The organism is Achromobacter sp. ESBL13, from assembly GCF_036668755.1.
Lineage (GTDB): Bacteria > Pseudomonadota > Gammaproteobacteria > Burkholderiales > Burkholderiaceae_B > Achromobacter.
In genome coordinates this window covers 994,287-1,019,715 of the sequence record NZ_JAZEVT010000002.1, presented here as the reverse complement: position 1 = coordinate 1,019,715, position 25,429 = coordinate 994,287, and the positions used below count along the sequence as shown (strand labels likewise).

General features: G+C 64.2%; 25 protein-coding genes and 1 tRNA gene. 18 read left to right on the top strand and 8 right to left on the bottom strand.

All coding sequences use genetic code 11. The annotated features are described in order from the left end of the window. Positions 1-2: 2 nt before the first annotated feature. The 5 genes from V6F88_RS13485 (at position 3) to V6F88_RS13465 (ending at position 4,110) form a co-directional block, all read left to right on the top strand. A complete protein-coding gene (locus V6F88_RS13485; RefSeq protein ID WP_332610050.1) occupies positions 3-656 on the top strand; it encodes a 2-dehydro-3-deoxy-6-phosphogalactonate aldolase in 654 nt (217 codons plus the stop codon). Then, positions 653-1,801: a galactonate dehydratase gene (gene dgoD / locus V6F88_RS13480; RefSeq protein ID WP_054427537.1), complete on the top strand. Its 1,149-nt coding sequence runs from the start codon at positions 653-655 to the stop codon at positions 1,799-1,801. Before V6F88_RS13485 ends, dgoD begins: the two co-directional genes overlap by 4 nt. A 144-nt stretch (positions 1,802-1,945) precedes the next feature. After that, entirely contained in the window at positions 1,946-3,256 is a 1,311-nt protein-coding gene (locus V6F88_RS13475; RefSeq protein ID WP_332610049.1) for an MFS transporter, read from the top strand. Positions 3,257-3,478: 222 nt separating this feature from the next. Continuing rightward, a complete protein-coding gene (locus V6F88_RS13470; RefSeq protein ID WP_198158136.1) occupies positions 3,479-3,805 on the top strand; it encodes a type II toxin-antitoxin system RelE/ParE family toxin in 327 nt (108 codons plus the stop codon). Continuing rightward, entirely contained in the window at positions 3,802-4,110 is a 309-nt protein-coding gene (locus V6F88_RS13465) for a helix-turn-helix domain-containing transcriptional regulator (protein ID WP_050445682.1), read from the top strand. Before V6F88_RS13470 ends, V6F88_RS13465 begins: the two co-directional genes overlap by 4 nt. A 61-nt stretch (positions 4,111-4,171) precedes the next feature. On the opposite strand, the gene V6F88_RS13460 is transcribed toward V6F88_RS13465, so the two are convergent. The 3 genes from V6F88_RS13460 to V6F88_RS13450 form a co-directional block, all read right to left on the bottom strand. Continuing rightward, on the bottom strand, positions 4,172-5,371 hold the full coding sequence (locus V6F88_RS13460) for an MFS transporter (RefSeq protein WP_332610048.1): 1,200 nt from the start codon (positions 5,369-5,371) through the stop codon (positions 4,172-4,174). A gap of 145 nt (positions 5,372-5,516) precedes the next feature. Continuing rightward, positions 5,517-6,431 (bottom strand): IclR family transcriptional regulator, encoded by a 915-nt coding sequence (locus V6F88_RS13455; protein WP_332610047.1) that lies wholly within the window; start codon positions 6,429-6,431, stop codon positions 5,517-5,519. After that, the gene (locus tag V6F88_RS13450) at positions 6,421-7,218 is read right to left on the bottom strand and encodes an IclR family transcriptional regulator (RefSeq protein WP_332610046.1); all 798 of its coding nucleotides are present in this window, start codon (positions 7,216-7,218) and stop codon (positions 6,421-6,423) included. Before V6F88_RS13450 ends, V6F88_RS13455 begins: the two co-directional genes overlap by 11 nt. 268 nt (positions 7,219-7,486) lie before the next feature. Between V6F88_RS13450 and V6F88_RS13445 the strand changes: the two genes are divergently transcribed. The 5 genes from V6F88_RS13445 to V6F88_RS13425 all read left to right on the top strand — a co-directional run bounded on the left by V6F88_RS13445 (position 7,487) and on the right by V6F88_RS13425 (position 14,166). Then, positions 7,487-8,653 (top strand): acyl-CoA dehydrogenase family protein, encoded by a 1,167-nt coding sequence (locus V6F88_RS13445; protein WP_332610045.1) that lies wholly within the window; start codon positions 7,487-7,489, stop codon positions 8,651-8,653. A 64-nt stretch (positions 8,654-8,717) separates the two neighbouring features. Next, entirely contained in the window at positions 8,718-9,701 is a 984-nt protein-coding gene (locus tag V6F88_RS13440) for a Bug family tripartite tricarboxylate transporter substrate binding protein (protein ID WP_332610044.1), read from the top strand. A gap of 20 nt (positions 9,702-9,721) precedes the next feature. After that, entirely contained in the window at positions 9,722-10,885 is a 1,164-nt protein-coding gene (locus tag V6F88_RS13435; RefSeq protein WP_332610043.1) for an acyl-CoA dehydrogenase family protein, read from the top strand. A 19-nt stretch (positions 10,886-10,904) separates the two neighbouring features. Continuing rightward, positions 10,905-11,900: an acrylyl-CoA reductase family protein gene (locus tag V6F88_RS13430; RefSeq protein WP_332610042.1), complete on the top strand. Its 996-nt coding sequence runs from the start codon at positions 10,905-10,907 to the stop codon at positions 11,898-11,900. 19 nt (positions 11,901-11,919) lie between these two features. Then, positions 11,920-14,166 carry an acetate--CoA ligase family protein gene (locus V6F88_RS13425; RefSeq protein ID WP_332610041.1) on the top strand — a complete coding sequence of 749 codons (2,247 nt, stop codon included), beginning with the start codon at positions 11,920-11,922 and terminating at the stop codon, positions 14,164-14,166. Here V6F88_RS13425 and V6F88_RS13420 read toward each other — a convergent pair. From V6F88_RS13420 to htpG, 3 genes are all read right to left on the bottom strand, one after another. Further along, on the bottom strand, positions 14,126-15,382 hold the full coding sequence (locus V6F88_RS13420) for a type II toxin-antitoxin system HipA family toxin (RefSeq protein ID WP_332610040.1): 1,257 nt from the start codon (positions 15,380-15,382) through the stop codon (positions 14,126-14,128). The genes V6F88_RS13425 and V6F88_RS13420 overlap by 41 nt on opposite strands. Further along, positions 15,379-15,636 (bottom strand): helix-turn-helix domain-containing protein, encoded by a 258-nt coding sequence (locus V6F88_RS13415; protein ID WP_332610039.1) that lies wholly within the window; start codon positions 15,634-15,636, stop codon positions 15,379-15,381. Before V6F88_RS13415 ends, V6F88_RS13420 begins: the two co-directional genes overlap by 4 nt. A 205-nt stretch (positions 15,637-15,841) precedes the next feature. After that, complete coding sequence (gene htpG, locus V6F88_RS13410) at positions 15,842-17,740, bottom strand: molecular chaperone HtpG (RefSeq protein WP_332610038.1); 1,899 nt, start codon at positions 17,738-17,740, stop codon at positions 15,842-15,844. A 240-nt stretch (positions 17,741-17,980) separates the two neighbouring features. Between htpG and V6F88_RS13405 the strand changes: the two genes are divergently transcribed. The 4 genes from V6F88_RS13405 (at position 17,981) to V6F88_RS13390 (ending at position 20,672) form a co-directional block, all read left to right on the top strand. Next, positions 17,981-19,366 carry a uracil-xanthine permease family protein gene (locus V6F88_RS13405; protein ID WP_332610037.1) on the top strand — a complete coding sequence of 462 codons (1,386 nt, stop codon included), beginning with the start codon at positions 17,981-17,983 and terminating at the stop codon, positions 19,364-19,366. Between the two features lie 162 nt (positions 19,367-19,528). Then, positions 19,529-19,613: transfer RNA gene (locus V6F88_RS13400), tRNA-Leu, on the top strand. Positions 19,614-19,896: 283 nt separating this feature from the next. Next, a complete protein-coding gene (locus V6F88_RS13395; protein WP_332610036.1) occupies positions 19,897-20,514 on the top strand; it encodes a nucleotidyltransferase domain-containing protein in 618 nt (205 codons plus the stop codon). Next, positions 20,511-20,672: a hypothetical protein gene (locus tag V6F88_RS13390; protein WP_332610035.1), complete on the top strand. Its 162-nt coding sequence runs from the start codon at positions 20,511-20,513 to the stop codon at positions 20,670-20,672. The genes V6F88_RS13395 and V6F88_RS13390 overlap by 4 nt, the downstream gene beginning before the upstream one ends. A 171-nt stretch (positions 20,673-20,843) precedes the next feature. Here V6F88_RS13390 and V6F88_RS13385 read toward each other — a convergent pair whose 3' ends face one another. Continuing rightward, positions 20,844-21,197, bottom strand: a complete 354-nt coding sequence (locus V6F88_RS13385; RefSeq protein ID WP_332610034.1) for a hypothetical protein — start codon at positions 21,195-21,197, stop codon at positions 20,844-20,846. 188 nt (positions 21,198-21,385) lie between these two features. On the opposite strand from V6F88_RS13385, the gene V6F88_RS13380 reads away from it, so the two are divergent. The 4 genes from V6F88_RS13380 to V6F88_RS13365 all read left to right on the top strand — a co-directional run bounded on the left by V6F88_RS13380 (position 21,386) and on the right by V6F88_RS13365 (position 23,995). After that, a complete protein-coding gene (locus tag V6F88_RS13380) occupies positions 21,386-22,003 on the top strand; it encodes an HAD family hydrolase (RefSeq protein WP_332610033.1) in 618 nt (205 codons plus the stop codon). 37 nt (positions 22,004-22,040) lie between these two features. Continuing rightward, positions 22,041-22,367, top strand: coding sequence for a hypothetical protein (locus V6F88_RS13375; protein ID WP_332610032.1), 327 nt, complete (start codon positions 22,041-22,043; stop codon positions 22,365-22,367). Then, positions 22,312-23,460 carry a hypothetical protein gene (locus V6F88_RS13370; protein WP_332610031.1) on the top strand — a complete coding sequence of 383 codons (1,149 nt, stop codon included), beginning with the start codon at positions 22,312-22,314 and terminating at the stop codon, positions 23,458-23,460. The genes V6F88_RS13375 and V6F88_RS13370 overlap by 56 nt, the downstream gene beginning before the upstream one ends. A gap of 67 nt (positions 23,461-23,527) precedes the next feature. After that, positions 23,528-23,995, top strand: a complete 468-nt coding sequence (locus tag V6F88_RS13365; protein ID WP_332610030.1) for a MarR family winged helix-turn-helix transcriptional regulator — start codon at positions 23,528-23,530, stop codon at positions 23,993-23,995. A 71-nt stretch (positions 23,996-24,066) separates the two neighbouring features. On the opposite strand, the gene V6F88_RS13360 is transcribed toward V6F88_RS13365, so the two are convergent. Continuing rightward, positions 24,067-25,383, bottom strand: coding sequence for an MFS transporter (locus tag V6F88_RS13360; protein ID WP_332610029.1), 1,317 nt, complete (start codon positions 25,381-25,383; stop codon positions 24,067-24,069). Positions 25,384-25,429 lie beyond the last annotated feature (46 nt).

The window sequence follows — 25,429 nt, the reverse complement described above, 5'->3', positions numbered from 1 at the left end:
CCATGAACCACACCGGACTGCAAACCGCCATGGCCCACTGCGGCCTGATCGCCATCTTGCGCGGCATTCAGCCGCAGGAAGCGGAAGACATCGGCAATGAACTGTACGCGGCGGGCTTTCGCCTGATCGAAGTACCGCTGAATTCGCCAGACCCCTTGGCCAGCATCCGCGCCATGCGCGCCGCGCTGCCCACCGATTGCCTGATCGGCGCCGGCACCGTGCTGGACCCCGACGACTGCGCGCGCGTACAGGACGCGGGCGGCGAACTGATCGTCATGCCGCACAGCGACGCCGCCGTCATCCGCGCGGCCAAGAAACTGGGCATGGCGTCCTGCCCCGGCGTTGCCACGCCCACCGAGGCATTCGCCGCGCTGGCAGCGGGCGCCGACGTGCTGAAGATGTTTCCCGCCGAACAGCTGGGCCCCAACGTGCTGCGCGCATGGCGCGCCGTGATGCGCGCGCCGATCGCGCTGGTGCCCGTGGGCGGCATTACGCCCGACAACCTTTCCGACTTTGCCCGGGCGGGGGCCAGCGGCTTCGGCCTGGGCTCCGCTTTGTACAAACCCGGCCTGACGGCCACCGAAGTCGGCCAGAACGCGCGCGCATTCGCCGCCGCCTGGCAACGCGCCTATTCCGCCCAGGAGACCCAAGCATGAAGATCACCAAGCTAACCACCTACATCGTGCCGCCCCGGTGGTGCTTCCTGAAAATCGAGACGGATGAAGGCATCGTCGGCTGGGGCGAACCCGTCGTGGAAGGCCGCGCGCATTCGGTGGCCGCCGCCGTTGAAGAACTGTCCGACTACCTGATCGGCAAAGACCCGCGCAACATCGAGGACCACTGGACGGTGCTGTACCGGGGCGGCTTTTATCGCGGCGGCGCCATCCACATGAGCGCGCTGGCCGGCATCGACCAGGCGCTGTGGGACATCAAGGGCAAGCATTTGGGCGTGCCGGTGTCGCAACTGTTGGGCGGCAACGTGCGCGACCGCATCCGCGTGTATTCGTGGATCGGCGGCGACCGCCCTGCCGACACCGCCGCCGCCGCCAAAAGCGCCGTGGACCGCGGCTTTACCGCCGTGAAGATGAACGGCACGGAAGAACTGCAATACATCGATTCGTTCGACAAGGTTGAAAAGTGCCTGGAGAACGTGGCCGCCGTGCGCGATGCCGTCGGCCCCAACGTGGGTATCGGCGTGGACTTCCACGGCCGCGTGCACAAGCCCATGGCCAAGGTCCTGATGAAAGAGCTGGACCCGTTCAAGCTGATGTTCATCGAAGAACCCGTCTTGAGCGAACACTACGAGGCCTTGAAGGAACTGGCGCCGCTGACGTCCACCCCCATCGCGCTGGGCGAACGCCTGTTCTCGCGCTGGGACTTCAAGCGCGTGCTGTCCGAAGGCTATGTGGACATCATCCAGCCCGACCCGTCCCACGCGGGCGGCATCACCGAAACGCGCAAGATCGCGGCGATGGCCGAGGCCTATGACGTGGCGCTGGCGCTGCATTGCCCGCTGGGTCCCATCGCGCTGGCCACCTGCTTGCAGATCGATGCGGGTTGCTACAACGCCTTCATCCAGGAACAAAGCCTGGGGATCCACTACAACGCCGCCAACGACCTGCTTGACTACGTCAGCAACCGCGAAGTCTTCAAGTACGAAGACGGCATGGTCGCCATTCCGCAAGGCCCGGGCCTGGGCATCGAGGTCAATGAGGAATACGTGAAGGAACGCGCCGCCGTGGGCCACCGCTGGCGCAACCCGATCTGGCGTCACGCCGACGGCAGCTTCGCCGAATGGTAAGGCGGGCGCGCCCGCTCTGACTGACCGCCGCGCGGCGACTCCTGGCTTTGTCACGAGCGCCGCGTTTTTTTCCCTATATCGATAACCCAAAGGCATCCAAGCCGATGGCCCCCGCCCCTTGAAGGGCGCACGAGGAGACAATCCGTGTCGACCGCCACCCATACCGGCCTGCAAGGCGCCCAGCGCCCCACGCGCAGCCGATACATCATCATGGTGATGTTGTTTATCACCGTCGTCATCAACTACCTGGACCGCAGCAACCTGTCCATCGCCGCGCCCGCGCTGAAAGATGAGTTTGGCCTGGACACCTGGCACGAAGGGCTGATTTTGTCCGCCTTCGGCTGGACCTACGCCGCGATGCAGATCCCCGGCGGCTGGCTGGTGGACCGCGTATCGCCCCGCGTGCTGTACGCGGCCGCGCTGATCCTGTGGTCGGCAGCGACCTTCTTCATGGGCTTTGCCAGCAGCTTCATCATTCTGTTCGTGTTGCGCTTGGCGGTGGGAGCGCTGGAGGCGCCCGCCTACCCCATCAACAACCGTGTCGTCACCACCTGGTTTCCGGAAAAGGAACGCGCCACCGCCATCGGCTTCTACACGTCGGGCCAATTCGTGGGCCTGGCCTTCCTGACGCCCGTGCTGGCCTGGTTGCAACACCATTACGGCTGGCACATGGTGTTTGTCAGCACCGGTTTGCTGGGCATCGTGTGGGGCGTGCTGTGGTACCTGGTCTATCGCGAACCGCGCCAGTTCAAGGGCGCCAACGCCGCCGAAATCGAATTGATCCAGCAAGGCGGCGGCGTGGTCGACCTGGACCGCAACGCGCGCGCCAAAAAGGCGCCGTTCAACTGGAACGACCTGGGCCTGGTCATGTCCAAGCGCAAGCTGTGGGGCGTGTACCTGGGCCAGTTCTGCCTGACGTCCACGCTGTGGTTCTTCCTGACGTGGTTTCCGACTTACCTGGTGAAGTACCGCGGCATGGACTTCATCAAGTCGGGCTTCCTGGCATCCGTGCCCTTCCTGGCCGCGTTCGTGGGCGTGTTGTGCTCAGGCGTGCTGTCCGACTTCCTGGTGCGACGCGGCGCCACCGTGGGCCTGGCGCGCAAGCTGCCCATCATCCTGGGCCTGCTGATTTCCACGTCGATGATCGGCGCCAACTTCACCGATTCCACGCCCTGGGTCATCTTCTTCCTGGCGCTGGCCTTCTTCGGCAACGGCCTGGCATCGATCACGTGGTCGCTGGTGTCAACGCTGGCGCCGGTGCGGCTCCTGGGCCTGACGGGCGGCGTGTTCAATTTCGTGGGCAACCTGTCGTCCATCTGCACACCCATCGTCATCGGCTTCCTGGTGTCCAAAGACAACTTCGCCCCCGCCATCGTCTATGTATCGTCGCTGGCCCTGCTGGGCGCGCTGTCGTACATCCTGCTGGTCGGCAAGGTGGAGCGGATAGAAGCGTGATTGATGTGTGTTGGTGAGATGAAGGGTGCCGGACGAACGGCACCCTTTTTTTGTGCGCGATATGCAGCCCGAGAGCACAGAGCAAGGGCTAAAAACGTCACTTCCACGTTTTCCCTTTTGCAGCGGATCAAGGACCATCACGCCATGTGAGTCACATCCGCCGATGACGAGACGGCAGGGATAAGCAACTTGACTACTTTTCGTCGATAAACGAATATGGCCATGTTTGAAATTGAACACTACGTGACCGCCGATGCCGGGGTCGACCTTTATGTGGCGTGGTTGAAAAGCCTGCGTGACAACCGCGCAAGAGTGGCGATCATCCGCCGAGTCTTTCGCATCCACCAAGGCAACTTCGGCGATCACAAGTTCTGCCGCGAAGGAGTCTGGGAACTACGAATAGATATCGGCCCGGGGTATCGCGTGTATTACGGGCTAGCCGGACGGCGTGTGGTGCTGTTGCTTTCCGGCGGCGACAAACGTTCGCAAACTGACGACATCGAGCGCGCGGTACGCGCTTGGCAACATTGGAACCAGAGAACACCATGAAAAGCAGACCCCATGATGAAGCGATGGCCGAGCTGTACCGTGATGACCCCGCATTGGCTGTTGACCTGATCAACAGCGTGCTGGAAGACGGAACCCAGGCTGAGCTCTTGATCGCGCTGCGGCAACTGACGCAGGCTTTTGGTGGCGTACAGACCGTGGCGGCGCAGGCGCACCTGAATCCCACCCAGCTCTACCGCACGCTGTCACCCAAGGGCAACCCCGCGCTGAGCAGCCTGACGGCAATCCTGAAAGCCCTGGGCCTGCGGCTGGCGGTGCAACCGCTGACACCCGCGGGCGCCAGATAACGTTAATGGGCGGGTTGGGCGACAACGCCCAAACCCGCCCAGCTAGTGCTCAACGCGCCCCTCAGCAGCCCTGCATCGCCAGCTTGCGGCGGCGCACGTTGCCTGCCCGCTGCACCAGCACCAGCGCCAACCCGGCCACGGCGATGACGGCGCCGGCGATGGGTACCGCCGCGTAGCCCAGCCCGGCCGAGATCACCGCGCCGCCGGCAGCCGCGCCGACCGCGTTGCCCAGGTTGAACGCACCCACATTCACCGAAGACGCCAGCCCGGGGGCCGCCGTGGCGGCGCGCATCACGCCCATCTGCAAGGGCGGCACCACGGCGAAGGTGGCGACGCCGAAGATCAACAGGGAAATGGCCGCACCGATCTGGGTGGAGGCGATCCACGGGAACGCCAGCAGGTCGATGATGACGATCACCAGGAAGGTGATCAACGTGCCGTCCAGCGAACGGTCAGCCATGCGGCCACCCAGGCCGTTGCCCAGCGTGAAGCCCAGGCCAATCAACACCAGCATGCCGGTAATGAAGCCGGGCGACGCGCCGGTGATCTCGGCCAGCGTGGGCGCAATGTAGGTGTACAGCGTGAACATCGCCCCCGCGCCCACCACCGTGGTCAGCAGCGCCAACAGCACGACGGGGCTTTTCAGCACGGCCAGTTCATGGCGCACGTCGGGGCGGCGTCCGGCTTCGCCCGCGGGCAACGCGAACCACAACGACAACATCGCGATCAGGCCCAACACGGCGGTGGCGGCAAACGACATGCGCCAGCCGATCACCTGCCCCAGCCACGTCGCGGCCGGCACACCGCCCACGTTGGCGATCGTCAGCCCCATGAACATGGTGGCCACCGCGCTGGCCTGCTTGTGGCGCGGCACCACGCTGGCGGCCACCAACGAGCCCAGCCCAAAGAACGCGCCGTGGTTCAGGCTGGTGACCAGCCGCGCCAGCAGCAGCGTCGTGTAATTGGGCGACAGGGCCGACAGCACGTTGCCGATGGTGAAGATCAACATCAACAGAATCAGCGCCTTGCGCCGCGACCAGCGCGAAAACACCAGCGTCATCAGCGGTGCGCCCACCATCACGCCGATGGCGTAGGCGCTGATCAGCATGCCGGCGCTGGGAATGGAGACGTTCACGCCCTCGGCAATAACGGGCAACAGGCCCATGGGAGAAAACTCGGTCACGCCGATGCCGAACGCACCGACGGCCAGCGCCAACAGCGGCAAGCCGGACTTCACCGGCGGATTATCTTGCAGGTTCATGCGAATTCCTTGGAGCACGTCGGAAAGACAGGCGTGCAGTATGACGGCGCCATCCTTGCGGAAAAAGCCGTCTGGCGGGCAAACACTTTTGACTTGGGGTCACGAATCGATCCGGGGTTGGGTTCAGGGATGCCCAGCCCCCGCGCTAGGTCAGCCCCAACAGGCGCTCCGTCTCGCGCGCCAGCGCCACCAGTCGGGGGCCGATATCCGCCGCGCGCTCGCGAAACGGTCCGTCCCCGGAAGGCACGCCACAGTTAAAGACGTAGGTCAGCGACTGATACGGCCGCCATAACGGGGCCGCAAAACCATACGCGTCGGGTCGCCATTGCACGTTGTTGCCGCAATACCCCTTGCGCTCCAGGTCGCGCGCGGCGGCCGCCAGGGTGGGAAAGTGTTCGGCGTAATGGCGCGCGTCGGCCACGCGCAACTGGTTCAGCACCACCGCGCGCTCGGCATCCGGCACGCGGCACAACCAGGCCTTGCCGGCCGCGCTGGACAGCAGCGGCAGCGACGCGCCGATATCCGGTCGGGTCTGCAAGGCGTCGTTCGAACGGGCGGTTTCCACGTACACCATTTGCAGCCGGTCGCGCACCACCAGCGACACCGCGCCGCGTGCGTGGTCGGCCAGCTGCTTCATCAGCGGCCGCGCCAGCTGGCGAATCTGCATGCTGGCCAGCAAGGGGTAGCTCAACGCCAGCACCGCCGCGCCCAGCCGGTAGCGCGCGGGCGCACCCACGCGTTGCAAGAAGCCCAGTTCCACCAGCGTGTGCGTCAAGCGCGCCACGGCGCTTTTCGACAGGCCCGTCTGCTGCGCGAAATCCTTGTTGGCCAGCTCGGGCCGGTCCGCCCGAAAGCAGCCCAGGATATCGATGCCGTGCGCCAGCGTGGTGGCGAAGTCGCGGTCGCGGGTAGGGTCGACGCCGTCCCGGTGTTGGCTGCCGTCCCGATGTGCGGAGCCGTCCCGATGTTGGGAGCCGTCCTGATGTTGGCCGCCGTCCCCAAGGGGGTCGCGCTTGCGGTCACGGCGGGGCTCGTGGCCACCGTCAAGTTCAACCGGCATCCGAATGCTCCAGCATTTTTTCCACGCGCGCCACCAGCGTCAGCAAACGGGGGGCGATGCGCCGCCGCAGATCGCCCGCGCGCAATCGCCGCGTGGGAACCCCGCAATTGAAAACGAATACCTGGCCATCCACCCGGCGCCGCATCGGCACCGCTACCGCGTGCACGTCCGCGTGCCACTCACCCTCGGCCACGCAATAGCCATGCGCGGCGTAATCCCGCTGCGCCTCTTCCCAGCCGGGTGCATGCCGTTGCCACGCAGCGGGGTCTTGTTCGCGCAGCTGATGCAACAGCGCTTGCGCCTCGGCCGGGTCCGCCTGCGCCAGCCACGCGCGGCCCATTGCGGACGCCAGCAATGGCAGCATGGCGCCGATGTCCGGCCGAAACGCCACGGCGTCATGGCCCCGACACGTTTCCACATAGACCATGTGCGTGCCGTGATGCATGCCTAATGACGCCGACCCGCCCGCCGCGTTGGCCAGCCGCGTCATCAGCGGACGCGCCATCTGCCGCAGCTTGATGCTGGCCAGCAAGGGATAACTTAGCGACAGCAGCGCCGTGCCCAGGCGATAGCGGCGCAGGCCGGCGTCATAACGCAACAGCCCACGCTGCACCAGCGTGTACGTCAGCCGCGAAATCGTGGCTTTGGACAGCCCGGTGCGATCGGCAAGCTCGCGGTTGCTTAGCGCCGGCTCGCCATGGCGAAAGGTTTGCAGCACCGACAGGCCGTGGGCCAGCGTGGTGGCGAAATCACGGTCGGGGTGGCGGCCGCCCAAGGGCGTGGTCATGGTCGCAATCCGGGTGGAGATTCCGCGCTGAATAGTGACAGGCGGAACGTGAAAGGCGAGAAATGAAAGGCGCGCAGTAAAAGCGAAAAAGCGAGAAATGTTGATGCCGATGATAGAGCAAGCGCGGCCCATATCGAGCAATAGGCGTTCAAGATAGCAAAACACTTGTCTCGCATTTCGCTTTGCTTTGCTAGCCTGGGTTCCATGTTGCCCCGGCGCGGATTCCTCCGCCCGCAGGCCAGACAATCAAAAAAATCGGAGACAACCCATGATCAGGGACCCTGACGGCTTTCCCGCCTTCATCGAATCGCTGCGGCGCTTCGTCCGCCAGCAACTGGTTCCGCGCGAAGCCGAAGTGGCGCGCCTGGATGCAGTGCCCGACGACCTGGTGCGGGCCATGGCCGACCAAGGCATGTTCGGCTATTCCATCCCGGAAGCCTATGGCGGCGCGGGCATGAGCACCGAAGAACTGATCCGCGCGGCGATTGAGCTGTCGCAATGTTCCGTGGCGTTTCGGGCGCGCGTGGGCACCAACACCGGCATCGGCTCCGAGGGCCTGGTCGCCGACGGCACCGCGCAGCAGAAAGACCATTACCTGCCCCGGCTGGCGTCAGGCGAATTGACCGGCTGCTTCGCGCTGACCGAGCCGCAAGCCGGGTCGGACGCCACCGCCCTGCGCACGACCGCCGTGCGCGACGGCGACAGCTATGTGCTGAACGGCGAAAAGTGCTTCATCACCAACGCCCCGCTTGCCGGCCTGTTCACCGTCATGGCGCGCACCGACCCCGACGCGCCGGGCGCCAAGGGCATATCGGCCTTCATCGTGGAACGCGGCACGCCGGGTTTATCCACCGGCCAGCCCTACGACAAGATGGGCCAGGCCGGTTCGCCCGTGTCCACCGTCCACTTTGAGGATTGCCGCGTGCCCGCCGCCAACCTGATCGGCGGCCAGGAAGGCATGGGTTTCAAGACCGCCATGAAGGTGCTGAACAAGCAGCGCATTCACCTGGCTGCCTTGTGCATCGGCCCGGCGATTCGCATGCTGGACGACACCCTGCGCTTCGTGGCCGAACGCCAGCAGTTCGGCAAAGCGCTGATGGACTTCCAGCTGATCCAGGCCATGATCGCCGACTGCCAGACCGACATCCAGGCGGCGCTGGCGCTGGTGCTGCAAACCGCGCGCGAACGCGACGCCGGCCAGGACGTGACCATGAACGCGTCGATCTGCAAATACTTCGCGTCGGAAATGTGCGGCCGCGTGGCCGACCGCTGCGTGCAGATGCATGGCGGCTACGGCTACATCGCGGACCAGGGCATTGAACGCTTCTACCGCGACGTGCGGCTGTTTCGCCTGTACGAAGGCACCAGCCAGATCCATCAACTGACCATCGCGCGGCACACGCTGGCGCAGGCCGGCTACACGCCCGGCCGTTAGGTCCGAGCGTTTTCGGGACCGCCGCCACAAGAAGCGCGCGGCCCACAACCCCAAGGAGACTGACATGCTGCACAAGCACCTGCCGAAATGGATCGGCGCCATCGCCGCCGCATTCACCTGCGCGGCCCTGCCGCCCCAAGCGGCCGCCGCCTACCCCGACAAGCCGATCCGGCTGATCATCCCGTTCGCCCCCGGCGGATCCACCGACATCCTGGGCCGCCTGCTGGCCGAAGCGCTGCACCCCATCCTGGGCCAGCCGGTCATCGTGGAAAACAAGCCGGGCGCCGGCGGCAATATCGGCGGGGACTTCGTGGCGCGCGCCGCGCCGGACGGCTACACGCTGCTGCTGGCGGCGGCCGGCCCCACCGTCATCAACCCCAGCCTGTACGCCAACATGCCGTTCGACCCCGCCCGGGACCTGACCGCCATCACCTGCCTGGAACGCGAACACAATCTGATGGTGGTGACCAAGTCCATGCCCGTGAAAACGCTGGAGGAATTCCTGACGTACGCGCGCAATAACCCCGGCAAGCTGTCGTTCGGTTCGCCCGGCAATGGCTCGCCCGCGCAACTGGCCGGCGAACTGCTCAAGCAAAAGGCCGGGCTGCAAGCCGAACACGTGCCCTACAAAGGCAGCGGCCCCGCCATCACCGACCTGGTCGCCGGCCATATTGATTTCATGATCGACAACATGCCCGCGCTGCTGCCGCAAGTGAAAGCGGGCAACCTGCGGGCGCTGGCCGTGCCCAGCGATGCACGCGCGACCGCCTCGCCAGGCATCCCCACCTTCAGCGAAGCCGGCATGCCGGGCTTTGAGGTCATGGCCTGGAAAGGGTTGATGTCGCCCGCCAACACGCCGCCCGCCGTGGTGGACCGCTTGCACGCCGCCGCGGCCAAGGCCTTGCAAGACCCCGTGTTGCGCGCCCGTTTCCAGGAATTGGGCGCCGAGCCGCTGGTCAACACCCCCGCTGAATTCGCCAAGCAGATCGCCGACGAGACCTTGTGGTGGAGCAAGCTGGTGAAGTCCACCGGCACCCGCATCCAGTAAACCTCTAAAAAGAGACCACCATGCCCGCCCAGCCCACCGGCGACGCCGCCATCGAAGACCTGTGCGAACGGGTCCGCCGCTTTGTCGATGACATCGCCATTCCCGAGGAATCTCCCGCTATCGCCCGCAACGTGGCGGCCTTGGACGCATGTGTAGCGCGCTTGCGCGTGCAAGCCCGGGACGCCGGCCTGTACGCGCCGCAACTGCCGGTGGAACTTGGCGGGCTGGGCCTGGGTTGGCGCGCGCTGGCGCAGGTGTTGGAAGCGGCCGGACGCGGTTTTCTCGGACCGGCCGCCTTGAACTGCGCCGCGCCCGACCAGCCCAACATGCTGACATTGCTGCGGCTGGGCACCCCCGCCCAACGCGAGCGCTTTCTGCTGCCCCTGATCCGCGCGGAACAGCGCGCCTGCTTCGCCATGACCGAACCCGCGCCGGGCGCGGGGTCCGACCCATCCATGCTGCGCACCCGCGCGACCCGGCGCGGACAAGGCTGGGTGTTGAACGGGCACAAGCAATTCATCAGCGGCGGCGTCGGCGCGGACTTTGCGCTGGTGCTGGCGCAGGCCGATGCCGGCGCCACGCTCTTCGTCGTGCCCGCCGACACGCCGGGATACCGCGTGGTGCGCGACATCGGCATGGTCACCGGCTACCAGATCGGCGGCCATGCGGAAATTGAATTGAACGGCTGCGAGGTCGGCGACGACGCCGTGCTGGGCGAACCCGGCCGTGGCCTGGAATACGCGCAACTGCGGCTGGAGCCCGCGCGCCTGTCGCACTGCATGCGCTACATCGGCCGCGCCCGCCGCGCCCTGGAAACCGCGCAAGCCTACGTCAACACGCGCGAGTCTTTTGGATCGCGCCTGGCCGATCTGCAACAGATCCAGGCCATGGTGGCCGATTCACACATCGACCTGCACGCCAGCCGCTTGATGACGCTGGATTGCGCGGGCCGCATGGACGCGGGCTTGTCCGTCAAGCAGCACAGCGCCATGACCAAGGTATTCGTATCCGAAGCCGTCAACCGCGTGGCCGACCGCGCCGTGCAAATGATGGGCGCATCGGGCCTGTCCGACGACACCCCCGTGGCAATGATCTGGCAAGAAATGCGCCCCTTCCGCATCTACGACGGCGCCAACGAATTGCACCGCGCCACCCTTGCGCGCCGCCTCTTGGCGCGCGGCTGACCCATCCCAGGAGACCCGCATGCCCATCCCCACCTTCCAGGCCTACCGACTGCATGGCGGCGCCGACGGCGCGCGCCCTGAAGGACGCTTCGACACCTTGTCGGAAGATGACTTGTCCCCCGGCGATACGCTGATCAAGGTCGCCTACGCCGGCCTGAACTACAAGGACGCGCTGGCGCAGGCCGGACGCGGCAACGTCGTGCGCCACTACCCCCGCATCGGCGGCATCGACCTGAGCGGCACCGTGGTGCGCTCCGCCGACCCCGCGCTCGCTCCCGGTCAGGAAGTCGTCGTGCATGGCTTTGGCATCGGCGTGGATTGCGACGGCGGCTATGCGGAATACGCGCGCGTGCCGCATGACTGGGTGCTGCCCTTGCCCGCCGGCATCACACTGCGCGATGCCGCCGTGCTGGGCGCCGCCGGGTTCACCGCCGCGCTGTCCCTGCACTGGATGGAACACTGCGGCCTGGCGCCTGACCAAGGCGAAGTGCTGGTCACCGGCGCCACCGGCGGCGTGGCGGGTATCGCCATCGACATCCTCAGCCAACGCGGGTATCGCGTCTGCGCCATGTCCGGCAAGGCGAATGCCGCCGACTACCTGCGGTCGCTGGGCGCCGCCGAGGTCATGGCCCCGCCCGACCTGTCCGCCCCCATCAAACCCTTGATGAGCGCGCGCTGGGCCGGCGTCATTGATTCCGTGGGCGGCCCCTTGCTGGCCCACGCGCTGGCCAGCGTGCGCCCCGACGGCGTGGTGGCCGCGTTTGGCAACGCGGGCGGCGCGGAGCTGCCCACGTCCGTCATCCCCTTCATCTTGCGCGGCGTGAAGCTGCTGGGCATCAACGCCAACAGCCCCATGCCGCTGCGCCGCGCGCTGTGGCAACGGCTGGCCTCCGACTACCGCCCTCAGCGCCTGGACCTTGCCGCGCGCGTCATCACCCCCCAAGACTTGCCGCAAGCGCTGGCCGCCATGCTCGAACGCGGCAGCACCGGCCGCAGCGTCGTGCGCTTTTCCTGAACCTACTCGCCCGCAAATCATGACTACGCATTCCGACCCCACCCTGTCCCGCCTGTTCACCCCGCGCAGCATCGCCATCGTGGGCGCGTCCGCCACCCCCGGCAAGATCGGCGCCATGCCGGTCAGCCTGCTGCGCCAACATGGTTACGACGGCCGCATCCTGCCCATCAACCCGCGCGCCGATAGCATCCAGGGCTTGCCCGCCGCGCCCGACCTGGCCGCGCTGGATACCGACGTGGACCTGGTCATCCTGGCCGTGCCCGCCGCGCATGCCGCCCAGGCGCTACAAAGCGCGCGCCCTGGTCAGGTTGGCGGCGCGGTCGTATTTACGTCAGGCTTTTCGGAAACGGGCGCGGAAGGCGTCGCCATGCAAGAGGCGCTATGCGCCATCGCGCGCGAGCGCGGCATCCGCCTGCTGGGACCCAACTGCCTGGGCTACATGAACGTGCGCCACAAGGTCTACGCCACGTTCTCGCCCGCGCCCGCCAACGGCGCCGTGGCGTTGGGCGGCATCGGCATGGTGTCGCAAAGCGGCGCGTTCGGCGCCTATGCCTATTGCATGGCGCGCGAACGCGGACTCGGCCTGTCGCACTGGATCAGCACCGGCAACGAAGCCGACATCGACGTGGCCGACTGCATCAACTGGCTGGCGCACGACGCGGACACGCGGGTCATCATGGCCTACATGGAAGGCTGCCGCGACGGCGCCAAGCTGCGCGGCGCACTGGCCGCCGCGCGCGACGCCGGCAAGCCCGTGGTCGTCACCAAGATCGGCCGCACCCAGGCCGGCGCGCAGGCCGCTGCGTCACACACCGCCGCGCTGGCGGGCGATGACGCCGTCTACGACGCGCTGTTTCGCCAATACGGCGCGCTGCGCGCGCGCAGCATCGAAGACTTCTTCAACCTGGGCTATGCGCTGGACACCTGGCAGCAACGCCCCAAAGGCAAGCGCCTGGGCATCTTCACGATATCCGGCGGCGTTGGCGCCTTGATGGCGGACGAGGCCGAGGAAGCCGGCCTGTCGCTACCCGAACCCGACGCGGCCGCGCAGGCCCGGCTGCTGGAACGCGTGCCCTTCGCCGGCCCGCGCAACCCGGTCGACGTCACCGGCCAGGTGGTGTCCGAACCCGGCCTGCTGCTGGCCACCGCCGACGACATGCTGGCCGACGGCCGCTACGATGCGCTGGCGGTCTTCCTGGCCGCCGCCGGGTCGTCGGAAGCCTTGTGGCCCACCTTCGAGACCTTTGCCCGCGAGATGCGCGCCCGCCACCCCGACGTGCCACTGGCCTTCTGCGCGCTGTTCCCGCCTGAGCGCCGCCGCGAGCTTGAACGGCTGGGCACGCTGGTGTTCGAAGACCCCAGTGCCGCGATACGGACGATAGGCGCGGTGGCGGGCTCGGCTGCGGCGTCGGGGGCCGCGTCGGATGCTGCATCGGATGAAAGCAAGACTGGAAGCACGAACAGCAGCACGAATGGAAGCACGACAGGAACCACAAGCGGCAACACTGACGACACCTCCAACGCCGGCCCGTATGCCCACGCCTCCGTGCCGACTGTTAATGCAAGCACCGAGCCGCTGCGCGACACCTACAACGAAGTGCAGGCGATGGACGTCCTGCGCCCAGCCGGCCTGCCCGTGCCCGACTGCACGCTTGCCACCGACGCCGACTCCGCCGTGGCCGCCGCTGCCCGCGCGGCCGGCCCCGTGGTCTTGAAAGTGGTGTCGCCCGACATCCTGCACAAAAGCGATGTAGGCGGCGTGAAGCTGAACCTGTCGGGCGAAGACGCCGTGCGCCACGGCCACGCCGCAATCCTGGACAGCGTACGCACGCACTGCCCCACTGCCCGCATCGACGGCGTGCTGGTCGCGCCCATGGCGCCCAAAGGCGTGGAGTGCATCGTGGGCATGCACAGCGACCCGGTCTTCGGCCCCGTCGTCATGTTCGGCCTGGGCGGTGTCTTCGTCGAAGTACTGAAAGACGTCAGCTTCCGCCTGGCACCCTTTGACCACGCCCAGGCCCTGTCGATGATCCGCGAAATCAAGGGCTACGCGCTCCTGCAAGGCGCACGCGGCGCACCGCCTTGCGACATCCATGCGCTAGCGGATGCCTTGGTGGCGCTGTCGCGTTTCGCGGATGCGCGCCGGGAAGATTTCAGTTCCGTGGAGATCAACCCGTTGTTGGCGCTGCCGGATGGGCAGGGGGTGCTGGCCTTGGATGCGGTGCTTATTCCCAGCGCTGGGCGTGCCGGCGTGCGTTCGTCTTGATCCAATTGCCCAGGCGTTCGATCAACGTGCGTTCGGACCCGGCGGCGGACTGCGCAAGCAGGCTCGCCTGCACAGCCTCCAGTGCCCCGGGCAACGCGGTCATCAACGACCGCGCCACCGTCACGCCGTAGCGCGGGTGAAAGCCCAGGTCCGTGGCCATGGCCTCGATCTGTTCGCGTCCGATGCTGCCCGGGGTCATCACGCCGCCCACGGAAAACGCAAAGCGGCGGGAAAGCCCCGGGTACATCGCGGTACACATCAGGTCATAGAACGGTGCCAGCCGGTATTGCCCGTTCGGCGACTGGAGCACGGACAGGTTCTTGGCGTGGCTGTCGTTGTTGCCCACATAGAGATTGAAAATCACCCATTGCAAGAATCGCTTATGGTCGCCCGCGCCCACGCCCATGCCGGCCAGCAAATGGCGGCAATCCGCCAACGTGGGGCCGCCGTCCGCTTCGTACTTCACGTCCGACGGCGTGCCCGCCAATTGGCACAGGTCCAACTGATGCAAGCGCAGCAAGCCGCCTTGACCATCGTCCAAGCGGTCATAGCGCTTGATCAGGCAGGCGTGGGTGTCGCGTTGATAGTGCGCGTCTGCCACACCCAAGCCAAGCTGCGTCGCCAATTGCATCACCAGGGTTTCGTTCAATGCCGACGCCCACACTCCTTTCAGGCCGCGAATGTCGGGCTTCAAAATATGCGATGACGGCGCCGAGCCTTCGGGCATCGCGGGCGAGCCGTCCGGCAACACCGACAGCAATAGCTTGTCTTGCGCGCCTGCCAGGGATATTCGCGCGCCCTCGTCACTTTCGGCTACCAGCGCGGGCACCGCGCCGTGCTTCAAGCGTTCGGCAATGGCTTGCCACGTCGTGGGCCGATAGTGAGCAGGCGCGGGCTTTTCCCCTCGCGGCAATATCGTCAGCCCGCTGGCCGTGTCGCCGCCCACGCTGCGCAGCAGCCCGAATACCGTCGTCGCGTGGCGGCTAACTTGCAAGAACTTGCGTACCTGCCCTTCAGGCAGCAGGTTTTCAAAGAAGGCATGAACGGCGTCGCCGGCGTGATCAGCCTGCGTCAGCGGCATCGTCGGGGAAATGGCCTGCGCGTCCGAACCTTTCCGCCACGACTCGTCGTACACAAAGCGCAACGGCCGCTCGTCATACAAGCGGCCTACCTTGCGCAACCCTTGATAAAGATCCAACGCCTCCGACGCTGTCATGGCAGCCTCGGGCGTTTCGGCGCAACTTGCACTTCAAGGCCAAGCAGATCCAGCATGTCCAACACCTTCTGCAATTGCAGCGTGGGCTTGCCGCGCTCAAGGTCCCCCACAAAGCGGTTACCCGAACCAGACAGGCCGGCAAGATCGGCTTGAAGCAAGCCTTGATCGCGTCGCATGGCTTTCACCAGTTCGCCCAGGTCGGCTGCGGTGCGTATGGTTGCTGGCAACGTGGGCTGGGCGTGGTCAATAGGCATGGATGCCTCCAAAATTACCGTTCGGTAAGTTTATGGTGTTTCGGCCACGAATCCAATTGAATATTCCCGATCGGTAATATTCCGCGCAAAACACTGCGATTTCATTGGAATATTACCGATCGGGAATATTTGGCTTTTTGGTAGATTCGCGCAAAAAAAGAGCGCCCGGTTTCCCAGGCGCCCTCTCATCCCACCACCCCGCCGCTTACTTCAGCAGCAACGCATTCAAGCGCTTCACAAACGCGGCCGGGTCGGCGATTTGCGCGCCTTCGGCAAGCAGGGCCTGATCCAGCAGCAGACGCGCCCACTGATCAAACTCCCCATCTTCAGCCGCACGAATGCGCGCCAGCAGCGGGTGTTCCGGGTTGATTTCCAGCACCGGCTTCACGTTCGGCGCTTCCTGGCCCGCGGCCTTCAGCATGCGCAGCAGGTGCGGGCTGAGTTCGTTTTGGCCCACCACCACGCACGCCGGCGAATCCACCAGACGCAGCGTCACGCGCACTTCCTTGACCTGCTCTTCCAGCGTCTTTTGCAGGCGCTCGACCAAGGGCTTGAAGTCTTCAGCCACTTCGGCTTGATGCTTCTTTTCTTCTTCGTCGGCCAGCTCGGCCAGGTCCAGCCCGCCCTTGGCGACCGACACCAGCGACTTGCCGTCGAATTCGCGCAGGTAGGACAGCATCCATTCGTCAACGCGGTCGGACAGCAGCAGCACTTCGATGCCCTTCTTGCGGAAGATTTCCAGATGCGGGCTGTTGCTGGCGGCGGCAAACGTGTCGGCCGTGACGTAATAGATCTTGTCCTGGCCTTCCTTCATGCGCGACACGTAGTCGGCAAACGAGACCGTCTGCGCCTGGTCGCCCGAATGCGTGGACGCAAAGCGCATCAGCTTGGCGATGCGTTCCAGGTTGGCGGAATCTTCGCCCGCGCCTTCCTTCAGCACCTGGCCAAATTCCGTCCAGAAGGTGGCGTAGTCTTCCGGCTTGTTCTCGGCCAGGTCTTCCAGCAGCGACAGGATGCGCTTGGCCGAGCCTTCGCGAATGGCGCGCACGTCGCGGCTTTCTTGCAGAATTTCGCGCGACACGTTCAACGGCAGGTCGGCGGAATCGATCACGCCGCGCACAAAGCGCAGGTACGACGGCAGCAACTGATCCGCGTCGTCCATGATGAAGACACGCTTCACGTACAGCTTCACGCCGTGGCGGCCGTCGCGGTCCCACATGTCCATGGGCGCGTGCTTGGGCACGTACAGCAGTTGCGTGTATTCGCTGCGGCCTTCCACGCGGTTGTGCGTCCAGGCCAACGGGTCGTCGTAGTCGTGCGACACCGTCTTGTAGAACTCGCGGTACTGCTCGTCAGTGACTTCCGACTTGTTGCGGGCCCACAGCGCATTGGCCTGGTTCACCGTTTCCAGTTCTTCGGTCTTGACCTGCTCTCCCTTTTCCTGGTCCCACTCTTCCTTGGCCATGCGGATCGGCAAGGAAATGTGGTCGGAATAACGACGCAGGATCTCGCGCAGCTTCCAGCCGTTCAGGAATTCGTCTTCGTCGGCACGCAGGTGCAGCGTGACGTCGGTGCCGCGCGTGGCCTTGTCAGCGGCGCCAATCGTGAATTCGCCCTGGCCGTCGGACTCCCACTGGATCGCGTCCGTGCTGCCGGCGCGGCGGCTGACCACCGTGACCTTGTCGGCGACGATGAACGACGAGTAAAAGCCCACGCCGAATTGGCCGATCAGCTGCGCGTCTTTTTGCTTGTCGCCCGTCAGCTGGGAGAAGAATTCCCGCGTGCCGGAGCGCGCGATGGTGCCCAGGTTGGCGACGGCTTCGTCGCGCGACAGGCCAATCCCGTTATCCGAGATGGTGATGGTGCGGGCAGCCTTGTCGTAGCCGACCGTGATGGCAAGCTCGCCATTGCCTTCCAACAATTCGGGCCGGTCGATGGCTTCAAAACGCAGCTTGTCGCAGGCGTCCGAGGCGTTCGACACCAGCTCGCGCAGGAAAATTTCCTTGTTGCTGTAGAGCGAATGGATCATCAGGTGCAGCAGTTGCTTCACCTCGGCCTGGAACCCCAGGGTTTCGGACGTGGAAGACGTGGCGGTTTGGCTCATGGTTCTACGTGAAGTAAAAAATTAGGGACAAATAAAAAGGAAAGCGAAACAGGGAACGCGATATAGGGAACCCAAAAAGGGAGCCCAAATACCGAAATTCCGGGGCGACGTGCCCACGCGGTATCCGGGAAACCCTACTGAGGTGGGGGCTATCGGGAACTTTTCAAGGCCCCGTCGCGGCAGCGGCGCGATCCCCGCTAAAATCCCGCACTTTCTCCTACCCCGGCCGGCCTTCCGCCCATGCAACCCGCCTCCCTGTCCCAACCCGCCCCCCACGCCGCCGACGACGCGCCCAGCCATGACCTGGTCTACGGCCCCGACGACCGCCCCGCGCCGCCCGTCGCCTTCGTCGCCGCGTTACAGCACCTGCTGGCCATCCTGGTTCCCATCGTCACCCCCGGCCTGTTGATCTGCCAGGCGCTGGGCGTCAGCAGCCGCGACACCACGCTGATCGTGTCCATGTCGCTGGTCATCTCCGGCATCGCCACCTACGTGCAATGCAAACGCTTTGGCCCGCTGGGCGCCGGCTTGCTCATCGTGCAGGGCACGAGCTTCAACTTCGTGGGCCCGCTGATCGCCGGCGGCTCGGTCATGGTCAAGCAAGGCACGCCCGTCGAAGCCGTCATGGCCGCGATCTTCGGCGTGGTCATCGCCGGATCGTTCGTGGAAATGGGCATCAGCCGCATCCTGCCCTTCGTCAAACGCCTGATCACCCCGCTGGTGACCGGCATCGTCGTGCTGTTGATTGGCCTGACCTTGATCAAGGTCGGCCTGATCAGCATGGGCGGAGGTTTCGGCGCCATGGCCAACGGCACCTTCGCCAGCGCCGAGAACCTGACGCTGTCCGGCCTGGTGCTGGGCACCATCATCCTGCTGAACCGGGTGCCCGTCGTCTGGATCCGCAGCACGGCGCTGGTGCTGGCGCTGGCCGTCGGCTACATCGCCGCCGCGTCCATGGGCCGCCTGGACTTCACCGGCGCACGCGAAGCCGCCCTGTTCCAGATCCCCGTGCCGTTGCACTTCGGCCTGGGCTTCTCGTGGGCGCTGTTCGTGCCGATGCTGATCATCTACCTGGTCACGTCGCTGGAAGCCATCGGCGACGTCACCGCCACCAGCAAGGTGTCCAAGCAGCCGGTCGAAGGCCCGCTGTGGATGCAGCGCATCAAGGGCGGCGTGCTGGTCAACGGCGCGAATTCGCTCCTGGCCGGCGTGTTCAACACCTTCCCCAGCTCGGTCTTTGCGCAGAACAACGGCGTGATCCAACTGACCGGCATCGCCAGCCGCCACGTCGGCGTCTGGATCGCCGGCATGCTGATCCTGCTGGGCCTGTTCCCCGGCGTGGCCGGCGTGCTGCAAGCCGTGCCCGAACCCGTCCTGGGCGGCGCCGCCATGGTGATGTTCGGCGCGGTGGCCGCGTCCGGCATCAACATCCTGGCCGGCATTCAGCTGGACCGCCGCGCGCTGCTGATCATCGCGGTATCGCTGGCCTTAGGGTTGGGCGTGTCGCAAGTGCCTGAAATTCTGTCGCACCTGCCGCACGCAGTGAAGAGCGTGCTGGAATCCGGTGTCGCCACCGGCGGGATCTGCGCCTTGGTGATGAACTGGTTCTTGCCGGAAAAGAAGTAGGTCGTGCTTGAGGGCTGGGTCCGTTTTCGGCTGGATGGCCGGGCGGATCCGGCCTTGATCAGGGGCTGGATTTGAGGCCGCCTGACAATTTTTGAAAGTACGCATATAATCGCTGTCTTCGTTCTCCCGCAGCCGTCATCTGGACGTGTTCGCGACCCCCTTGCCCGGGTGGTGAAATTGGTAGACGCAGGGGACTCAAAATCCCCCGCCGCAAGGCGTGCCGGTTCGATTCCGGCCCCGGGCACCAGAAAGCTCTCAAGCATCCGCCGGTTTTTTTAGACCGCGCAACGCAAATTTCTCAGCATTTACTGCACCATACGTTCCGCCTCTTGATGGCGTAGAGCGATGTGGTCGTGAACGAGATATTCGTTTGATGAGCCGAGAATGCGCTACCGAAGATTCCAAAGCCTCTGCGCACGCAGAGGCTTTTTTTGTTGATGAGCTTGGCGGGGACAAAGCAAGCCGCACGTTGAGCTACTCGTGCACGGCCGCTTCCAAAGATACCCAATTTGGGTACAATCAAACCCAATATGGGTATAACGATCGAAGCCCCTCTCACGCACAGCGGTCTCGCCGACGCGCTTTTTCCTGGCACCAAACAACGCGTGCTGGGGTTGCTGTTCGGCCAGCCGGATCGCAGCTTCTATGCCACGGAAATAATCGGCCTCGTTGCCAGCGGATCCGGATCGGTGCAACGCGAGTTGGCCAACTTGGCGCAGACCGGCTTGGTTACAGTGAAGGCGGTCGGCAATCAGAAGCACTACCAAGCCAATCCCGACTCGCCCATCTTCGCGGAACTATGCGCCATCGTGCAAAAGACGATCGGCCTGGCCGGACCGCTACGCGAGGCGCTCGCCCCTCTGGCCCCGAAGATCATGGCGGCGTTCGTCTACGGCTCGGTTGCTAAAAATACCGACACCGCCCGCAGCGATATTGATTTGATGCTGCTTGGTGACGACATCAGCTACGGCGATGTGTTTGCGGCGCTGGAGGATGTGGGCAATAAGCTTGGCCGGCCGGTGAACCCGACCATCCTCACGCGCAAGGAATTCACCAAGCGCATAGAGGCACAAGAGTCTCTCCTGACTCGAGTTCTGGCGCAGCCCAAGATCTGGATCATAGGAGCCGATGGTGACCTCCCCGCTTGAAAAAGCTGAGTGGCCCGGGAAAATCGCTGAAGGCTGAGCCTCCCGATACCAAAGAATTTGAACGCCTGAAACGTTCAGGGCACGCAAGGCTGCGCGACGCCTGCAACGTGTCGCTTTCAATAGAGAGCCGCTTCGACTTGGCCTACAACGCCGCGTGACGCGCGTTAAACACGCTTCGTCCAGCATCGCATCATCCCCTCCAAGCATTGCCCTCCTCGGGCTTAGACGGCCATACGCCCCCGGCTAATGCCCCGCGCGTGGGGCATGGTACGCACTGCAATGCAGTGCTCACGCACCCAGCTAAAAAAGAGCGCCATGAAATAGCGCACCTACTTTTTATCTCCGGTCAGAGCCATGTAGCAGCCCGCGTAGCCCAAGTTCTCGAACTCATCTACAGCTTTCGATTTCCGTTCGGCCGACTCGTAGGACGGAACCCGGAACGCCTGCTCAATGAAGAGCGTTTTGATGCCCTTCATGTACTCGTCCTCTGTTCTGGATGCGTCTTCCATAAGCTGCCTCATGGATGCGCCATGCTGACGCTTTTCCATAATTCCTCGCGCAATAGATGATGAGATTGCGCACTCCTTCATGATCTCGTCAGACGAGGGGGCCGCGACAGCGTTCGAAGATAAAGCAACCGCACACGCGAGCTGGGCGAAGAACCAATTATTTATTTTGACCATTGATGGCCTCTCCTTGTGAGGCGTCGAGTTTACCTAGTCGCAACCTGCTAAACGAAAACCCCTTACGGAGACCCCACGCAAAGCTTCGCTCTGCTTTTTAGCCGCTAAAACCGCTGTTGCGATAAGCTTGCCTCCACTCGCCCACCGCACCGTGGACATTCATTTTGACAAGCACCGGGGGCCCTCCGATGGCGATCAAAGCCGTAGCGTTTGATGTGTTTGGGACATTGGTCCATATCCAGCGGCCTACTCGCCCGTTTCGAAAGTTGGTCCGTCTGCTGCATGAAGCCGGTCGTCGGCGGCAGCGTGACGACGGGATTCGGGCGATGAGCAATGTGTTGGACCTCAGGCAAGCGGCAAGCTTGTTTGGCGGGATGGTTAGTGAAGAAGATTTGTGTGGGTTGGAGGCCGAGTTGCATGAGGAGATCCAGTCGATCTCACTCTTTGACGATGCCATTCCCACCCTGACTGCTCTGAAAGACCGAGGCATCAAAGTAGCGCTCTGCTCAAACCTCGCCGCGCCGTATGGGCCGCCGGTGCTGAAACTGTTGCCCGTCCAGCCGGACTTTTGCGCCTGGTCGTACGAAGCTAGCGCAGTGAAGCCGCAGCCGCAGATCTATCAATACCTTTGTGAGGGTATTGGCTGCCGGCCGGATGAGGTCTTGATGATCGGTGACACCGTCGACGCCGATATGATCGGCCCGCGAAAATTCGGTATGCAGGGATACCACTTGAATCGCCAGGCAGCCACGCCAGCTAGCAGCGATTCTCTGCGTTCGCTAAGTGATGTGCTGAATTTTGTTTAACTGATTCTTTTCAACTGATCGGCCGCATCCCCTCCCAATGACCACCACCCCCTACCGGGATTACCTCTTCGGCCTGATCATCTCGATTGCCCTGGCCGGCTGGCTGGCATTCCTTGGCCTTACCGCCGCGTTAACTCCCGACCTGGGCTGGGGCATCGTCGCCCTTCTTACTGCCGCAATCTGGGTGGGCGGGCCACTGGCCACTGGCCATCCTGCTGATCATCGTCTGGCTCTACTACCTTTCTCGCGACCGCGGCCGGGTGCCGGGCCGGGTCCATGCCTGGTTGTTCTTGCCTACGCTGATCGCCATGCTGATTTACCCGGCCAGCGAATCGTTCGAAAAATCCAAGCGCGAGCGCTTTAGCGATGCGCATCCCTATATTGCTGAAACGCACGTCAACCTTAGCGGCAAAGATCTGTGGATTGACACCACCCCTTACGCCACCACGTCGTCCGGTGCAGGACCAAGAATGCCGTTTGCGGCCGCTGAATCGCAGCAGTTCATGGTGTTCAATCGATATCCCAGCCCGGCCGCGACCCAGCCTTTTCCGTATGACGGCGCGCGCTTGCGCGAGGATATCGCGCAGTACAGATATCTTTCTGCGTCGGGCGATGCTGTCGCCGCATCGTTGCCGTTGACGCGTCTTGCTTACCCGGACGTGGCGCGCTTTTCATCGGCGCTGAATAAGCCGGATAGATCGATGTTGCGGTATCTGTATTTTCATTATCCGGACCGCGTTGAGGTTGCGCCTGCGCTGAACCGTTTGGCGGGGATGACGGAGCAGCGTCTTGATCGACAGGGGCAGCACGGGCTGGTGTTGCTCAGTGCGGTGAACTACACGACCGGCGCTATCGCACGGCTTGAAGTGAATGGCCAGACGGTGGATATCGGCGACCGCGCGCTTGTGTCCGTCGCGCCGCTGCCGGCCGCCTGCCATGAGTTTGCGCAGCCTATCGGTGCGGCGTTTATTATGCTTAGCCGGCCGCTGGCGCTGCGGTGGCAAACGACTGGCGCGGTGGATGCGGCTGGGGCGGCGGCGATGGCGGCCGGTACGATAACCCCGGCCGGAGACATCGGCGCTACCGGCGCGCCGGAAGCGCCGGTCGCGCCGGGAACGCCGGAAACGCCAAAACCGCCGGGCACACCAGGAACGCCCGACACGCCTGAACCCAGCAGCACTGCCAACGCCGCCCACCCGTGGCACACCGCAACGCTGCACGCGCCCGCATTTCGACATCCTGAACCCGTTGACGGAGAATCCACGCTGATGCGTCTACAGCTGTATTTCCTGCCCGACGGCACGGTCGAAGTGGAACGTTTCGTGCAGGTACATATGCCCAAAGACAAACTAGGCATACGCGCCACCGGCATACCCGCACGCGCGGCCCCTTATGCAAGCTGCGGCGGCGCATACAACACCTACAACCCGCAAACCGTCCCGCTGCTGGCAAACTAGACATTCCGTCAAACGGCATCCCGTTGATAAAAATCATCATGACCCATGCATTGCTTCGGATAGGCTTATGCGCAATATGAAAGGCAAGTCCTCGTCCACCACGGAAGGCTATTTGTTTTCTGATCAGATAGGTCACCTGCTGCGGCGTGTCTATCAGCGTCACACCGCTTTGTTTCAGCACTACATTCCCGACTCTCAGCTCACCGCCGCGCAGTTTGTCGTGCTGTGTTCGGTGCGGGATAACGGTGCAAGTTCACTGGCGGATCTGGTCAAGGCGACGGTCATTGACCAAGCTACGGTGCGCGGCGTGGTAGACAGGTTGAAGCAGCGCGAATTGGTGCAGGTGGATCACGACCCGGTTGACCGGCGCAAAGTGGTGATCAACCTGACGCCCGTCGGGCAAGCGCTGGTTCAAGAAATGGAACCGTTCGCCAAGCGGATCACGGAAAGCACCTACGGCAATCTGAACCCGGCCGAGCGCGTGGCGCTGCATTTTCTGCTGACCAAAATGTTGAACGGCGACGAACAGGCCTGAGCTGTTCGCCGCCGTTCCTGGCAGCACGCCGGCGCTATGCACGCCGGCGGCACCCGCGATTTACACCACCATCAATCCAGCGCGCGGTTGCGCGACTCCACGTCTACCGACCAGATTGACACGGCTCCCGCCAGCAACATGCTGGACAGCACGACCAGCGATAGCGTGAAGTGGCTGGTCATGATGGGCGCGATGATGGCCGGGGCGAACAGCCCGCCAAAACGCGCCACCGCGCCCGCCATACCCATGCCGCTGGCGCGCAAGTCCGTTGGGTAGACCTCGGGCGTGAACGCATACAGCGCGCCCCACGTGCCCAGCAGCGAAAAGCTCATCAGCAAGGTAGAACCGATCACCACGGCGGGGTCGGTGCCCAGGCTGTACAGCATGCAGCCTACCGCGCTCAAAATCAGGAAGCCGACCAGCGTGGGCTTGCGGCCCCAGCGTTCCACGCCATAGGCCGACAGCGCAAAGCCGGGCAATTGCACCAACGCCAGCAACACCAGAAACTCCTGGCCGCGCATAAACGCAAAGCCGGCGGTGCTGAGCTTGATGGGCAAGTACACGAAGACGCCGTAGTACGCGATGGAGATCAGCGCCCATGCCAGAAGCAACCCGATGCTGCGGCGGCGGTAGCTGGGCGAGAACAGGGCGAACATGGATTTGTTGACGGGCGTTTCCGGTTGCAGCGCGGGCACTTCGATGTTGCGCTGGTTGACGCGCGCGACGCGTTCCAGCACTTTGCGCGCCTGGTCGGATTTGCCGTTTCGGTTCAGGTACATCGGCGATTCCGGGATGTAGAACCGCAGCACCACGCCGATCAAGGCAGGCAAGCCCGTGACGAAGAAGATCACGCGCCAGGCGTCATCGCCCCACGACACCGCCGCCAGCGCCAACAGCGCCAGGAAGATGGTGCCCACAGCCCAGAACGATTCCAGCAGCACCAGCCAGCGGCCACGGCGATCGCTGGGCAGGAATTCGGCCATCATCGTGTAGTCCACCGGCAGCGTACCGCCGACGCCGATGCCGGTCAGGAAACGCAAGACCAGCAGCCACGTGAACTCGGGCGCGAAAGCGGAAGCCACGCCCGCGCAGGCGTCGATGACCACCGCGATCATCAGGACGGGGCGCCGGCCGATGCGGTCAGCCATCCGGCCGAAGACGAACGCGCCGATCAACATGCCGATGAAGAAGAACGTGCCGCTTTGCAGCGCCTGGGGCACGGTGATGCCAAAGGTCTTGGCGATGGACGGCGCGGAAAAACCGATGGACAGCACCTGCATGGCGTCGGCCATCCAGACCAGGCCGAATATCACAAAGAGCCGATACTGGAACTTGCCGACGCCCGCCACCTGAATGGCCTTGTCCACGGATACCAATGAAGCTGACATAGATGAAACCCCTTGATGTGATCATCACTAAAGCCGCACGCGTTAT